A 12,148-nucleotide genomic window follows, 5' to 3' on the forward strand; every position below is an offset into this window, starting at 1 on the left:
CCATGCTGATGCGACGCCAATTTCTGGCCGGCTCGGCGCTCGGCGCGGCTTCCCTGCTGCTCTGGCCACGGCTCACCTTCGCGGCCACAGGTTCCAGCACACGATTCCTGTTCGTGCTGCTGCGCGGCGGCCTGGACGGCCTGGAAGCCGTCCCCCCTTACGGCGACCCCGGCTACCAGACCATCCGCGGCGCGCTGGCGCTGTCGCCCTCCGCCGACAAGCCCGCGCACCGGCTCGACGATGTGTTCGCGCTGCACCCCTCCTTCAATTTTGCCGCGGACCTGTACCAGCACGGCCAGTTCATGCCCGTGGTGGCGGCAGCCCCGCCATATTGGGGGCGCTCGCACTTCCAGGCGCAGAACTGCGTCGAAAACGGCACCGCCAGGCCTGACGGCACGCAGACCGGCTGGTTGAACCGCTGCATCGCCGGCATCCCGGGGGTGGACGGCCTTGCCTGCGCGGCGGTCATGCCGCTGGCCATGCGCGGCGCGGCCAAGGTGGAAACCTGGTCGCCGCCGCTGTCCACCAGCGTCAACCCGATCCTGCTGCAGCGCCTGCAGCCGCTTTACGCCGCGGACACACGGCTCGCTCCGCTGTTCGAGCGCGCCATCGCGCAGCAGGACGGATCATCAGAGCCTGCGCCGGGCATGTCAGCCCGGCCGGGCGACAAATCCCGCAGGAAGGATGGGCTTCCCGTGCTGATGGGCGCGGCCGGCAATTTCATGGGCAAAACCAACGGGCCGCGCATCGCATTCGTCGAAGACGACGGCTGGGACACTCACGCCAACGAGGCCGCGATCCTCACGCGCAAACTCGCCGAACTGGACGCAGGCCTGCAAGCTTTTCACCAGTCCATCGGCCCGATGTGGGACCGCACGATCCTCATCATCGCCACCGAATTCGGCCGCACTGCGCACGTCAACGGCACTGGCGGCACCGACCACGGCACCGGCGGATCGATGTTCCTGGCCGGCGGTGCGCTGGATGGCGGACGCGTCGCGGGGAACTGGCCGGGTATCGGGCCCAGCGAGCTCTACCAGAACCGTGACGTGCACGCGACCACTGATTTCCGTTCGGTATTCAAGGGCGTGCTGGCCGCACACCTGGGCGTGCCGGAGTCACGGCTCGAATCGACGGTGTTTCCGGACAGCGCCGCCGCCAGGCCCATGGGCGGGCTGGTACGATCGACTCACACAAGCCTGTGACGCGCCGGATCGCCGTCCTGAAACAGGAAATGGGCCGGCGGCTTCCACGTGTGCCATTTTCCTTGCTCCAGCATGGTTACGGTCACACGGCGGACGCGAGCAAAGGCAACATGGCGCCGGCCACGCCTGCGGCGGAAGCGGGATTCTGGCCCGTCACCAGCCTGTCGCTCACCACCACGTGCGCCTGGAAATCCGGCGCGGGGACGTGCCGGGCGCCACGTTCCCGCAAGACGTCGGCCAATAGGAACGGCACGACGTCGTGCAGTCCGACCGCGCGTTCCTCCTCATTGGTAAAAGCAGCGACATCCTTGCCATCGACCAGATAGCGGCCATCGGACAACTTGAGGTTCACCAGTCCCGCCGGGCCGTGGCAGACCGCTGCAACCACGCCGCCGCGTTCGTAGATGCGCGCCGCAATGGCAGCCAGTTCGGCGCTGTCGGGGAAGTCCCACATGGTCGCGTGGCCCCCGGCATAGAAGATCGCGACGTAGGCATCGGGATCGACCTGCAAGGGCATCAGGGTGTTCTCGGTGGCGGCGCGCAGCGCCGGGGTATTCCAGAACGCGGCGTTGACCGGATCGTTCAGATCGAGGCCGTCCACCTGCGTCTTGCCGCCCCGGGGGCTGATGAAATCGACGGCATAGCCGGCTTCGCTCAGCACCTTGTGCGGGTGCGAGACCTCCGATAGGTAGAAACCGCTGGGGGCCGCATCGGCGGCGTCGGCCGGTCCCTTGCGGTCGTGGCTGGTCAGGACGAAAAGAATGCGTGACATGGCCTGGAACTCCTTGAGTGATGATCGAGTCGTCATTCTGGCGATTTCTGGTTATCCTTTAAATGACCACAATCCACAAACACTTTCTCCAAATCAGACCAAATGAATTTACGCAATCTCGACGACCTGACGGTGTTCGTGCATGTGGCGGACCGCCAGAGCTTCTCCGCGGCCGCGCGCGACCTGCACGTAGCGCCCAAGACCGTGAGCAAACAGATCGCCCGGCTGGAACAGGCCTTGGGCGCGACACTGTTCGAGCGCAACACCCGCAACCTGCGCATCACGGACGAAGGCCGCGCCATCGCGGAGCGGGTTCGGGTCGCGCTGGGCGTGCTGGATGAAGTGCAGGAACTGGCGACCGGCGGCAGTCAGGATCTGCGCGGCACCATCCGTCTCACCGCGCCCACGCCGTTCGGACGCAAATACGTCACGCCTGCAATCCACGATTTCTGTCTCCTCCACCCCGGAGTCGGCTTCGTCTTGCGCCTGTCGGACCAGGTGGTGGACCTCTATAGCGGCGATCTGGACATGGCTATCCGCATCGGCGAACTGGCGGACTCGCGGCTGGTGGCGCAACGCATCGCCGACAACCGGCGCATCCTGGTTGCGTCACCGGCTTACCTGAAAGCGAATGGCCACCCTGAAAAGCCAGAGGCACTGACGCAGCACAACTGCCTGGTGTTCGCCTATCCGGGGTTTCTGCAAAACACCTGGCCGCTGCGCAAGGGCCGACAAGAAAAAGCCATCGCAGTCAGCGGCACGCTATGCAGCGACAGCGGCGACGTACTGCACGCCTGGTGCCAGGCAGGATTGGGCATCTCGCTGCGCGAGACCTGGGACGCTCACGAAGATCTGCGCGACGGTCGGCTGGTGCGCGTCCTGCCGGAATGGGAGGCCGCACCTTCGAAGATCAGCATCGTGCGCGCACGACGTGAACCCGTCCCACGCCGCCTGGCGGCGTTCAGCGATTTTCTGTTCGAGCGTTGGCGGCAAGCGCCGTGGGATGCCGCTTGAGCAGTGCGAGAGTTCGGCTCTGTCCTACCAACGCGCCAACTGAGTGATCTGAATGATGTTGCCGCAGGTATCATGCAACTGGGCGATCGTCGAACCGGGCACCTCGGTCGGCGCCATGATGAAGTCGCCGCCACGCGCTTTGATGCGCTCATGGTCGCCCTTCACGTCCTCAGTGTAGAAATTGATCGCGGGCTGGCCTTGCTGGAAGATGGCCTGCTGGTAAGCATGGCCCGCCGGATTGTCATTGAGTGCAAGCTGCAGCTCAGTCCCGTCCGGCTCGTCGGGTGAAACCACCGTGAGCCAACGGAACGATCCGTTGCTGAAGTCGGCCTTCTTGGTGAAGTCCAGAATCTGCGTGTAGAAGTGCAAAGCCTTCTCCTGGTCATCGACATACACGGTGGTCAATTTGATCTTCATGAGTGCTTCCTTCGCTGTTTGCGTTGATGAAGTTGCGCCCAAAAGGCAACGGACGCATCGTTTGGAATTCAGTCGGCTTGGGGCAAGACCTGCTCCAGCTTCTCGAAGAAGTTCTGCCACCCGACCTTCGCGCCGCCGAATGCCCGCTTTTGATCGGGTCGGAAGCCTGATTGCTCCATGCGCAGGCGGGTTCCTGAGTGCGTGGGTTCGAGCGTGAAAGTCACCACACTTCTCAAATCGAAGGCGGGATCGTCGTGCGTGAAGTTCCACGTATAGGACAACGTGGTGTTCGGATCGACGACGAGCACTTCGCAGTCCAGCACACCGCCCCAATCGCCGCGAAGGTTGAATCGGTGGCCTACGACCGGACTGAAGTCATTCTTCATGAGCCACTCTTCGATCAGATGAGGCCGGGTGAGCGCCCGCCAGATTTTCTCTGGCGGATGGGCGATTTCGCGCTCGACAACGACGGAGCGTATTTCGGTTGATGTTTCGTTCATTGGTCCATCCGATTGAGCAGGTCTTCGAGGTCATCGAACCGGCTTTGCCAGAATTCCGTCATTTGATTTGTCCAGTCGATCAGCGGAGCAAGCGCGCCGAGTTGCGCGCTGTAGTGCGTCTGTCGTCCTTCATGGCGGTCTCGCACCAGCCCGGCCTGCTTCAGAATGCCGAGATGCTTCGACACCGCCGGCTGCGAGATTCCTGCCCGAGCCGTCAGCGCCCCGACCGTCTGTTCGCCCTCGCGGCACAGCCGCTCGAAGATCGCCCGTCGCGTCGGATCAGCAAGCGTTTTAAACAGTGCGTCGTGAGTGTTCACTATCCAAATCCATAACCACAAGGCTATATAATAACCATACGGTTATTTATTGGTCAAGCTGGATTCAGACTGTATGCAATGGCGATGCCCGCAACCGATGCTCCTGGCTTGTCCCAGATCTGTGGCAGATCGGCCGGGTTGCCGTTGGTGTCAAGCCATCCGGCGGCGATCATTTCATCTTGCACCCGCTGGAGATTGGCAAATAGGTGCGCATCAAGCACTTCGGTTCGATATGTCCTGTTGAAGCGCTCGATGAAGGGACAATCCCCGCCTGGCACAGAAACCTACGAAGCGCTGCCGCAGTTTCCAAAACGCAGCCCACAAAGCCCGACGGCACATCACACCAACACCCCAAGCCGTTCTATATTTCCAAGAACAACCTCAAAAGCCCCCCATGCCCCTCCATCTCCGACACGAAACTTCGGCCGACATTGCAGCCATCGAAGCCATCACGACTGCCGCCTTTGCCAATGCACCGCACACCAGCCACACCGAGCAATTCATCGTGCAGGCCTTGCGTGCTGCGGGCGAGCTGACGCTTTCCATCGTGGCCGAAGAGCACGGACAGGTCGTCGGCCACGTCGCGCTGTCCCTGGTGACGATCACTGATGCGCACGGAAGAAAGGCTGAAGGCTGGCACGGTTTGGGACCGATTTCCGTTCTGCCGAACAGGCAGGGACAAGGCATCGGTTCGCGCTTGATGGCGCAGACGCTGTCCGAACTGCGGGCTATGGGTGCCGCAGGCTGCGTGCTGCTGGGAGATCCCGCGTACTACGCGCGCTTCGGCTTTCAGGCCTACGCGGGCCTGCAACTGCCGGGCGTGCCGCCCGGCTATTTCATGGCACTGGCCCTGCATAAGCCTGTACCCGGAGGTATCGCACAATACAGCGATGCTTTCAACGCCACCTCCTGAACCCGCGCGAAAGCGGCTGCACGAGATGAGGCTGCTCGTCGATCCAGGCATCGACCATGTCGCCACAATTTGCGTGACGCGGTTCAACCCTGTTCAAGATTGCCGGCCCTTGCGCAGGGGTGCAAGGATCAAGCGAAGCCGCCATTTACCCGAACAACCTGCGAGTTGACCCAGCCGCCGTCATTGCCGACCAGGAAGGAAACCGCGTTGGCGATGTCCACCGGCTGACCCAAACGCTCCATAGATGACATCTTGGCCAGCATCGCAATCTGCTCCCCGGTCTTGCCGTTGAAGAACAACTCAGTGGCGACCGGTCCCGGCGCAATCGCATTCACCGTGATGTTTCGACCACGCAATTCATTGGCAAGCACGTGCATCAAACCCTCGACGGCGGACTTGGAAGCAAGGTACGGCCCATAGCCCGGCGTCGCCTTGGCGATGACGCTGGTGGACAGAGCGACGATGCGCCCACCATCACCCAGCACTTCAGCAGCCTTGGCCAAAACGAGGAATGTGCCCCGCACATTCGTCGTCATCATCCGGTCCAGCGCCGCTACGTTGCCCGTCTTGATCGGTGCGAGATCCATGATGCCGGCATTGCTGATCACCGCATCCAGTCGGCCGAACGCTTGCTGGGCCGACGAGAACAACTTGGCCACATCGTCCGCATCGGCGACGTTGCCCTTGACGGCAATGGCGGTGCCGCCTTTCGCCTGAATCGCGGCCACGACCGCGTCGGCCTGCGGTTGGTTGCCGGCGTAGCCGATGGCGACGGCGAAACCATCGGCTGCGAGCCGCAGCGCAATGTCCTTGCCAATACCGCGGGACGCGCCCGTCACGACAACTGCTTTGCCGAGTTTGGTACTCATATCATATTGCCTGGTGGTCGTTCGTTGGATTGGCGTCGTTGCTCAAGCGCACGAGAACCTTGCCGCGTGCGTGTCCGGTGGCCAGTTTCTCCAGCGCTGAACGTGCCTCATCCAGCGGGAAGATCGAGTCGGTGATGACCTGGAGGTGCCCGGCCTGGAACTGTCGGACGGCTTCCGGCAGATAAGGTGTCGCGCTTGCGAAGAACACGAACTCACCCGCCTGTTCGCCCCTGGGTTTGATGCCGAACTCCACGAGGCTCGCGATACGTCCGCCGGGACGAAGTACCGACCATGACTTTTCAAGCGTCTCGCCGCCGATCGTGTCGAGCACGAGGTCGATGTCGCGCACCTGGGTGAAGTCTTCCGTGCGGTAGTCGATGACTTCATCCGCCCCCAGACTCTTCGCCAGTTCAATGTTTCCGGCTGACGCCGTGGCAATGACATGCGCGCCCGCATGATGGGCCTGCTGGACGGCCATGCTGCCGACGCCTCCCGCTGCAGCATGGATCAGAACCCGCTGCCCGCGCTGAAGATGACCGACATCAAAGAGGCCTTGCCTTGCCGTGCCGAATGCGGTCGGCAAGGCCGCCGCCTGCTCGAAGCCCATCCCCGCCGGAAGGACGCAAAGGTCCGAGGCCTCGATCATCACATTCCTGCCGAATGCGCCCCCAGCACTCGGCGCCGTGCGGCCGAACACGCGATCGCCAGGCCTGACGTTCGTCACCTCCGCGCCGACGGCATCGACCACACCGCTGAAGTCGGTGCCCGGCACGTACGGAAACTCGACCGGAAACACTTGCTGCATGTATCCGGCGATGATCTTCAAGTCCAGCGGGTTCGCGCCCGCGGCTTCGACGCGTACAAACGCGTCGCTCGGCCCCAGGTCACGTGAACCGATTTCGCCGACCGTGATGAGACCGGCGCCGCCGAAGGCTTTGAGAAGTGCTGCTTTCATGGAGTGCCTCATTGAATTGAGTTGATCAGGCTTGCTTCGGAAACTGGCCAAGCTGGAGGAAAAGGCCGAACCAATCCTCCATGTGCCAGGTCGTGGTGATGCGCTTTCCATCGAGCGTGTGGAACTCGTGGAGACGGAAGTTCACCTTCTTTCCGGTGGGCGCGATGCCGAAGATTTCGCCCTGATGCGTGCCGCTGATTTCAGCGCGAACGCCGATCCTGCCGGGTTCCTGGATCACGTCGTGAACGGTGATCCGGACGTCCGGAAATGCCTGCGCAACGCTTCGGATAACGTGCTTGACGCCTTCCGGACCGGCGTCTTGTCCGGGAGCCAACGGAATGTCGTCCCACGATAGAGCAAGGATTTCATCAACGAGATCTGGGTTCTTGTCGCTGAACGCCCGATAGAAGGTTTCCACGGCGTGGCGTTCAGTGCGAAGTTGCTCGGAGAGGTCGGTGTTGGAGGTGCTCATTGCTTTTTTCGGTTCCGGTCGTTGTCGGTAGCTAAAGTTTGGAGGTGGCAGTACAATTCGTCCAACAAATAGACCATATATGTACTTATTCGTTATATGGATTTTCATGGCATCGATCTGAACCTGTTGGTGGCTTTCGACGCCCTGATGAACGAGCGGAACGTGACTCGCGCCGCGACCCAGGTCGGCGTCAGTCAGCCGGCGATGAGTGCAGCGCTTTCCAGGTTGCGCAAGTTCTTCGGCGACCCGCTGTTCTTGCGCAGCGCCGATGGCCTGCTGCCTACAGCGCGTGCGCGGGACTTGTCCGAACCGATCGCGCACGCATTGCGACAGATCGAGTCCACGCTCGTGGAGAAGCCCCCGTTCGTGCCTGAGAAGGCTTCGCTGACTTTCAAACTGGGACTGTCCGACTACCCGGCCTTCGTGTTGCTGCCTTCACTGCTGCAGGCTCTTGCAAGGAAAGCGCCGAGCGTGTCATTGAATGTGCATGCGTTCAACGGCAGAGACCACGCGGTCGACTTGTTGGACGCAGGGGCCATTGATGCGGCCATTGGCGTGCCCCCCACACATGCCGATGGTCGAATCCTGACGCGGCCCGTACTTCGAGACGAATTCGTCACGATCGTCGCCAACGAACACCCGGCGGCCAAGCGCGGGATGAGCATGAAGCACTACCTGGAGTTACCACACGTCCTCGTATCGCCCGAAGGCGAGCAGTACGGGATCGTGGATCAGGCACTCGCGCAACAGGGCAAGAAGCGCAAGCTCGCGCTGACATTGCCGCAGATGTTTGCGGTGCCGGCCATTGTGGCCCAAACGAGCATGACGGCTACCGTCATGAAGCGAGTTGCTCTTCACTCGCCGGTCGACCGTCGGCTGGTGCTGTTTCCACCTCCGGTCGCATTGCCCGAAATCGTATTCGACCTGATTTGGCATCGACGCAGTGACTCTCATCCCGCCCAGCTTTGGTTCAGGGGATTTATCGCAGAGCATGCTGCATCGCTGTGAATCTTCTCCTAATGGCCGCTGGTGTACGAGCAAGAAGTTCTTCGATGACCTAGGATAGTGCAGATAGCTGCCTGGCGAGCAAATCCACCTGCTCACCAAACTTGCTCGCGTCGGTCTTCTTCAACTGCGCCAGGTTGCGCAGCACCACGCGCGTCAGCGGCGGGCTGTCCGGAAGGCGCGATGAATGATGGCTGTGGCGCAGTCGTGGCCGCGCCAGCGGCAGGCGACGGCCGGTACATGGCACAGCCCACATCAAGGCAACCTAGCATCCGTCCGAACCAGCAAGGCGTCCGGCAGGACCTGCGCCATCTGGGCAACGGCCAGAGCCACCGCCGCATCGCCATCCAACGCCTCCCGGCTGAAAGCCAGCGCGACATGCCCAGGCCGCCCCCAGCCCACGGTGGCATCGGCGCAGTCGCTGCCTACGAGCCGGCGCAAGACTTCGTCCTGCGACTCCTCTAGATTCAGCGCATAGACCAGTGTGAAGTCGTGAACCATCGCGTCGCCCTTCCTCATCCTCTGCCTCTGGCGATCCGCGCCAGCGTGTCTTCCAGCGCCTGACAATCGGCAGCACGCTTGCCCGCCGCGCGTTGCGCGAGGTTGTGCAGCTTGCGCCGCACACCCGGCAACTCGCCCGCCTGCGCAAGCCCGATCAAGCCGAAGTCCGGCTCCTCGTTCTCCACCGACCGCAGGAACGCACATGACGGCTCATCCAGCCACGCGGCCACACGCGACAACAAGCGCTCGCGGCTTTCCAGCAGGGCCCCGATCTTGATGGGCTCGGCTGTCATCCCCTTGAAATGCGCCTCGAAAGTGGCTTCGAAATCTGTCGGCACGCGCGGCGCCAACATTTCCCAAGCCGGCTTGGGGCTGCACGTCAGGTACACGAGGAAGGTCTGCCAGAGCCCCGCATCCGCCCGCGCATCTTCCAACAGCAAGCCCACATCGAAGAGATCGCGCGGATGCTGCCGCGACAGCGCTGCCGCCAGCTTGCCGGCGTACAGGTCAGCGAAGCCCAGCACCTGCACTTCAGCGAAGCCGAACGCCTCCTCCACCCGTGGCCGCACGACCATGGTCCGCACCGGATGCACCGTGCCGCGCATGACTGGCGTCGTCTCGATCTGCACGCGCGCACGGCCGCGGCTGGCCACCAGCCGGGTCACCACCCCACCCTCGCCCGCCGAAGTCTGTACCTGCAATTGCAGCGGCCGAGCACGCAGCGCATCTGCCAGCCGCCCCAGCGCCTCGGCGATCAGTCTTGCATCCTCGGCATAGTCGTGTACCGGCAGCCAAGCCAGATCGATGTCCACCGACAGACGCGGCAGGTCATGCTCAAACAGGTTGATGGCCGTGCCACCCTTGAGCGCAAAGCGCGGCTCCTGCGCCAGCACCGGCAGGATTTCCACCAGCAAACGCACGCGATCCGTATAGCGCCGATGCCAATGGTCAAGCCAGGTGCTCATCGAGGTCTCCCGGCAAGGTGATCTGGTAAGTCGGATGCAGGCGACCGCCGGGCACGAGCGCGCGCTTGCCCCGGCCCAGACCGACACCTTCGAGCGGCACATGCGCCAGCCACGCATGCCGATGGCGATCGGCCAGGGCCAGGAACAGCCGCTTGGCCTTGATGCTGCGACAGTGCCGCAGCATCAGAGCGACCCGCTGCGGCCGCAGCGTGGTCATGGCCTGCATCAACGCATCGGCCTCATAGACCCCTGCCGCATCCAATACGCCATCGCACAATTCCAGCATCGCCCGCTCGGGTGTGGAGTACACCAGAGCTCCGCTGCCCGGCGCGGCGCTGTGCCAAGCCAGCCCCTGCACCGACAGGTCCGGCTCAGACATATCGTCCGTGAACGGAACGGCAGGCAGATCAAGCGGACCTTTGCCCAGGTACTCGAAGCGCTGCTCCATCGACAGCTTGCTCACCCAGCCTGGCGGTCGCTCCGGCCCATAGAGCGTGACCGTCCCGGCATCGCCCAGGCGCAGATAGTGCTCATGCCCCTGCAGGGCCAGCGCAAAACGCCCTCCGACGTGCAGCGGCATGCCCTCCCCGACCTGAAAGCTGCGAACCACGCCTTCCCATTGCAGCCGCCCGCCCCTGCGCTGGTAGACACCGCGGGCAGGCGACACCAGCCAGCCGCTGGCGACATAGCGCGCGACCAGGCTGTTGGAGTAGCCGCGTGCGCGCAACCATCGGCTGGACACCAGGCGTGTATCGCCCAGCTCGGCCAGCAGATGGTTCAATTTTCTTGAATTTTGAGCATCCATGGCACTCAAAATAGCAGATTTATAAACCATCGCCAATGCCAATTGGTTTAAAAATAGCTCGAAACACTCACTTTGAGTGTTCCTTTTTCCGAGAAAACAAACTTTAGAGGCCCTGTTCTCCGGGTGCTTACGAATCTGATACGGGGCGGCCCCTGCGACGTCTATACCAGACCCATCGTATGCTTTAGATGTCTGGGGACGTGACAGATTGCCCGACCAGCGAACGTGCGGCAAATACGGCATCGATCATGTGTAATACATCAGCCTTGCCCGCATTCACCGGAACCTCGACTAGAGGGATTCCCACACGTTCCAGCACAAGCCGCTTGACTCTCATCCGGTCTCCCGCATCACTCGACAGGTTGTGCCCGCTTCCGTGATACTCCACCGCCAGGACAGGCTGACCCAAAGGATCAATTAGCAGAAAATCAACACGCTTGCTATTGCAGGAACTGAAGGCCGCCTTCTGTATCCGTTCATCAGAACTATTGGAGGTTCTAATGAACGCCCCCATGCCCACCTCGAACGAGATGCGCCACCTGGGCTGATTCACTCTGATCCATTCTTCCAAGGCATAGAGAACACGCACCGCCTCTTTGTTCACTGGACGAACCGCATACAAATCGACCCGGCCGATAAACCTGATCTGGTTACGAGCATCAGAGATGTCGTTTTCTTCGTAATACTGTTTACGACGTTCAGATTCCTCGCGCCGTCGCCTGTCGGTCTCACGCATTCCGGCAAGCTCCTGGCTGAGCCGAGCGATCTTCAACTCAGCTTTGTCCGCGTCAAGGCGGGCACGCTTCGCCTTGAAATAGAATCCGCCACCGAAACCGATCAGCAGTAGTATTTCCGTATCCATTACCATGAGTACACATGCCTCGTACTGAGAAACAAAACCAAGATTCCCAAGTCGTAAAGCTGCTTGAACAGTCTCTGATAGCCCAATGAAACGGGCACCTGTTCCGGTATTTCCGGGCCAAGTCATCGAAAGCTCGTGGCAGCGAGTCGTCATGATGTTTCTCAGAGTTGATTGACAATAGAAAAACAGGTTGCCAATCAATCGGCAACCTGTTTTTCTACCGCATCAAAACCACGCAACGATCACTCCACTCGATCATCAACAAGCCTCACCAACCCGCGTGGTTATTAGATTTAGCGATGATCGACAAGGGCCTTTACCGACGCTTTTACCGTCAGAAACGCACATCTTTTGCTGACGCGGAAGATGGAGATTTGCGGGGCGACGGTGCATTCAATCCCATTGTCAACCACTTGTGATTTTTTCCTTAAAAGACTACTGGAGGTTGAGTTGCTTCAAAACAGCCGACACCAAATCAATCACTTGAATAGTCTGGGGTTCCTATCCGGCTGAATCGACCCGGATTTTCTAGACAGTCCCGGTTTTCAAAAAATGGCGTCTCTCAAATTCTACCGG

Annotated in this window: 15 protein-coding genes and 1 pseudogene; 4 read left to right on the forward strand and 12 right to left on the reverse strand. The window is 61.3% G+C overall.

The window, feature by feature from the left end; translation table 11 throughout:
• Window positions 1–2: 2 nt before the first annotated feature.
• A complete protein-coding gene (locus ACFO0J_RS11530) occupies window positions 3–1,205 on the forward strand; it encodes a DUF1501 domain-containing protein (protein WP_376813223.1) in 1,203 nt (400 codons plus the stop codon).
• 82 nt (window positions 1,206–1,287) lie between these two features.
• On the opposite strand, the gene ACFO0J_RS11535 is transcribed toward ACFO0J_RS11530, so the two are convergent.
• Window positions 1,288–1,977 carry a type 1 glutamine amidotransferase domain-containing protein gene (locus ACFO0J_RS11535; protein WP_376813224.1) on the reverse strand — a complete coding sequence of 230 codons (690 nt, stop codon included), beginning with the start codon at window positions 1,975–1,977 and terminating at the stop codon, window positions 1,288–1,290.
• A 102-nt stretch (window positions 1,978–2,079) separates the two neighbouring features.
• On the opposite strand from ACFO0J_RS11535, the gene ACFO0J_RS11540 reads away from it, so the two are divergent.
• Window positions 2,080–2,991 carry a LysR family transcriptional regulator gene (locus tag ACFO0J_RS11540; RefSeq protein ID WP_376813225.1) on the forward strand — a complete coding sequence of 304 codons (912 nt, stop codon included), beginning with the start codon at window positions 2,080–2,082 and terminating at the stop codon, window positions 2,989–2,991.
• A 24-nt stretch (window positions 2,992–3,015) separates the two neighbouring features.
• Here ACFO0J_RS11540 and ACFO0J_RS11545 read toward each other — a convergent pair whose 3' ends face one another.
• The 4 genes and pseudogenes from ACFO0J_RS11545 to ACFO0J_RS11560 form a co-directional block, all read right to left on the reverse strand.
• Window positions 3,016–3,408 (reverse strand): VOC family protein, encoded by a 393-nt coding sequence (locus tag ACFO0J_RS11545; RefSeq protein WP_376813226.1) that lies wholly within the window; start codon window positions 3,406–3,408, stop codon window positions 3,016–3,018.
• A gap of 68 nt (window positions 3,409–3,476) precedes the next feature.
• The gene (locus ACFO0J_RS11550) at window positions 3,477–3,908 is read right to left on the reverse strand and encodes an SRPBCC family protein (RefSeq protein ID WP_376813227.1); all 432 of its coding nucleotides are present in this window, start codon (window positions 3,906–3,908) and stop codon (window positions 3,477–3,479) included.
• Window positions 3,905–4,228, reverse strand: coding sequence for an ArsR/SmtB family transcription factor (locus tag ACFO0J_RS11555; RefSeq protein ID WP_376813250.1), 324 nt, complete (start codon window positions 4,226–4,228; stop codon window positions 3,905–3,907). Before ACFO0J_RS11555 ends, ACFO0J_RS11550 begins: the two co-directional genes overlap by 4 nt.
• Before the next feature lie 143 nt (window positions 4,229–4,371).
• Window positions 4,372–4,482 (reverse strand): annotated as a pseudogene (locus ACFO0J_RS11560) (integrase core domain-containing protein); the annotation flags it as partial.
• A 137-nt stretch (window positions 4,483–4,619) separates the two neighbouring features.
• On the opposite strand from ACFO0J_RS11560, the gene ACFO0J_RS11565 reads away from it, so the two are divergent.
• Window positions 4,620–5,138 (forward strand): GNAT family N-acetyltransferase, encoded by a 519-nt coding sequence (locus tag ACFO0J_RS11565; protein WP_376813228.1) that lies wholly within the window; start codon window positions 4,620–4,622, stop codon window positions 5,136–5,138.
• Window positions 5,139–5,266: 128 nt separating this feature from the next.
• Here ACFO0J_RS11565 and ACFO0J_RS11570 read toward each other — a convergent pair whose 3' ends face one another.
• From ACFO0J_RS11570 to ACFO0J_RS11580, 3 genes are read right to left on the reverse strand one after another with little or no spacing between them, the layout of a single operon-like run.
• Window positions 5,267–6,007, reverse strand: a complete 741-nt coding sequence (locus ACFO0J_RS11570; protein ID WP_376813229.1) for an SDR family oxidoreductase — start codon at window positions 6,005–6,007, stop codon at window positions 5,267–5,269.
• A 1-nt stretch (window position 6,008) separates the two neighbouring features.
• Window positions 6,009–6,962: an NADP-dependent oxidoreductase gene (locus ACFO0J_RS11575; RefSeq protein ID WP_376813230.1), complete on the reverse strand. Its 954-nt coding sequence runs from the start codon at window positions 6,960–6,962 to the stop codon at window positions 6,009–6,011.
• A 25-nt stretch (window positions 6,963–6,987) separates the two neighbouring features.
• Window positions 6,988–7,434, reverse strand: a complete 447-nt coding sequence (locus ACFO0J_RS11580; protein ID WP_376813231.1) for an ester cyclase — start codon at window positions 7,432–7,434, stop codon at window positions 6,988–6,990.
• Window positions 7,435–7,530: 96 nt separating this feature from the next.
• On the opposite strand from ACFO0J_RS11580, the gene ACFO0J_RS11585 reads away from it, so the two are divergent.
• On the forward strand, window positions 7,531–8,442 hold the full coding sequence (locus ACFO0J_RS11585) for a LysR family transcriptional regulator (RefSeq protein ID WP_376813232.1): 912 nt from the start codon (window positions 7,531–7,533) through the stop codon (window positions 8,440–8,442).
• A gap of 252 nt (window positions 8,443–8,694) precedes the next feature.
• On the opposite strand, the gene ACFO0J_RS11590 is transcribed toward ACFO0J_RS11585, so the two are convergent.
• From ACFO0J_RS11590 to ACFO0J_RS11605, 4 genes are all read right to left on the reverse strand, one after another.
• Window positions 8,695–8,940 carry a transcriptional regulator gene (locus ACFO0J_RS11590; protein WP_376813233.1) on the reverse strand — a complete coding sequence of 82 codons (246 nt, stop codon included), beginning with the start codon at window positions 8,938–8,940 and terminating at the stop codon, window positions 8,695–8,697.
• 14 nt (window positions 8,941–8,954) lie between these two features.
• On the reverse strand, window positions 8,955–9,905 hold the full coding sequence (locus ACFO0J_RS11595) for a nucleotidyl transferase AbiEii/AbiGii toxin family protein (protein WP_376813234.1): 951 nt from the start codon (window positions 9,903–9,905) through the stop codon (window positions 8,955–8,957).
• The gene (locus ACFO0J_RS11600; protein ID WP_376813251.1) at window positions 9,889–10,710 is read right to left on the reverse strand and encodes a type IV toxin-antitoxin system AbiEi family antitoxin domain-containing protein; all 822 of its coding nucleotides are present in this window, start codon (window positions 10,708–10,710) and stop codon (window positions 9,889–9,891) included. The genes ACFO0J_RS11595 and ACFO0J_RS11600 overlap by 17 nt, the downstream gene beginning before the upstream one ends.
• 184 nt (window positions 10,711–10,894) lie before the next feature.
• Complete coding sequence (locus ACFO0J_RS11605; protein WP_376813235.1) at window positions 10,895–11,725, reverse strand: DUF2726 domain-containing protein; 831 nt, start codon at window positions 11,723–11,725, stop codon at window positions 10,895–10,897.
• Window positions 11,726–12,148 lie beyond the last annotated feature (423 nt).

It is taken from the genome of Castellaniella hirudinis (assembly GCF_042651965.1).
Taxonomy (GTDB): domain Bacteria; phylum Pseudomonadota; class Gammaproteobacteria; order Burkholderiales; family Burkholderiaceae_B; genus Castellaniella; species Castellaniella hirudinis.

Coding starts and splice junctions, on each gene's coding strand:
- ACFO0J_RS11530 (WP_376813223.1), top strand. CDS start 3: ATGCTGATGCGACGCCAATTTCTGGCCGGCTCGGCGCTCGGCGCGGCT.
- ACFO0J_RS11535 (WP_376813224.1), bottom strand. CDS start 1,977: ATGTCACGCATTCTTTTCGTCCTGACCAGCCACGACCGCAAGGGACCG.
- ACFO0J_RS11540 (WP_376813225.1), top strand. CDS start 2,080: ATGAATTTACGCAATCTCGACGACCTGACGGTGTTCGTGCATGTGGCG.
- ACFO0J_RS11545 (WP_376813226.1), bottom strand. CDS start 3,408: ATGAAGATCAAATTGACCACCGTGTATGTCGATGACCAGGAGAAGGCT.
- ACFO0J_RS11550 (WP_376813227.1), bottom strand. CDS start 3,908: ATGAACGAAACATCAACCGAAATACGCTCCGTCGTTGTCGAGCGCGAA.
- ACFO0J_RS11565 (WP_376813228.1), top strand. CDS start 4,620: ATGCCCCTCCATCTCCGACACGAAACTTCGGCCGACATTGCAGCCATC.
- ACFO0J_RS11570 (WP_376813229.1), bottom strand. CDS start 6,007: ATGAGTACCAAACTCGGCAAAGCAGTTGTCGTGACGGGCGCGTCCCGC.
- ACFO0J_RS11575 (WP_376813230.1), bottom strand. CDS start 6,962: ATGAAAGCAGCACTTCTCAAAGCCTTCGGCGGCGCCGGTCTCATCACG.
- ACFO0J_RS11580 (WP_376813231.1), bottom strand. CDS start 7,434: ATGAGCACCTCCAACACCGACCTCTCCGAGCAACTTCGCACTGAACGC.
- ACFO0J_RS11585 (WP_376813232.1), top strand. CDS start 7,531: ATGGATTTTCATGGCATCGATCTGAACCTGTTGGTGGCTTTCGACGCC.
- ACFO0J_RS11590 (WP_376813233.1), bottom strand. CDS start 8,940: ATGGTTCACGACTTCACACTGGTCTATGCGCTGAATCTAGAGGAGTCG.
- ACFO0J_RS11595 (WP_376813234.1), bottom strand. CDS start 9,905: ATGAGCACCTGGCTTGACCATTGGCATCGGCGCTATACGGATCGCGTG.
- ACFO0J_RS11600 (WP_376813251.1), bottom strand. CDS start 10,710: ATGGATGCTCAAAATTCAAGAAAATTGAACCATCTGCTGGCCGAGCTG.
- ACFO0J_RS11605 (WP_376813235.1), bottom strand. CDS start 11,725: ATGACGACTCGCTGCCACGAGCTTTCGATGACTTGGCCCGGAAATACC.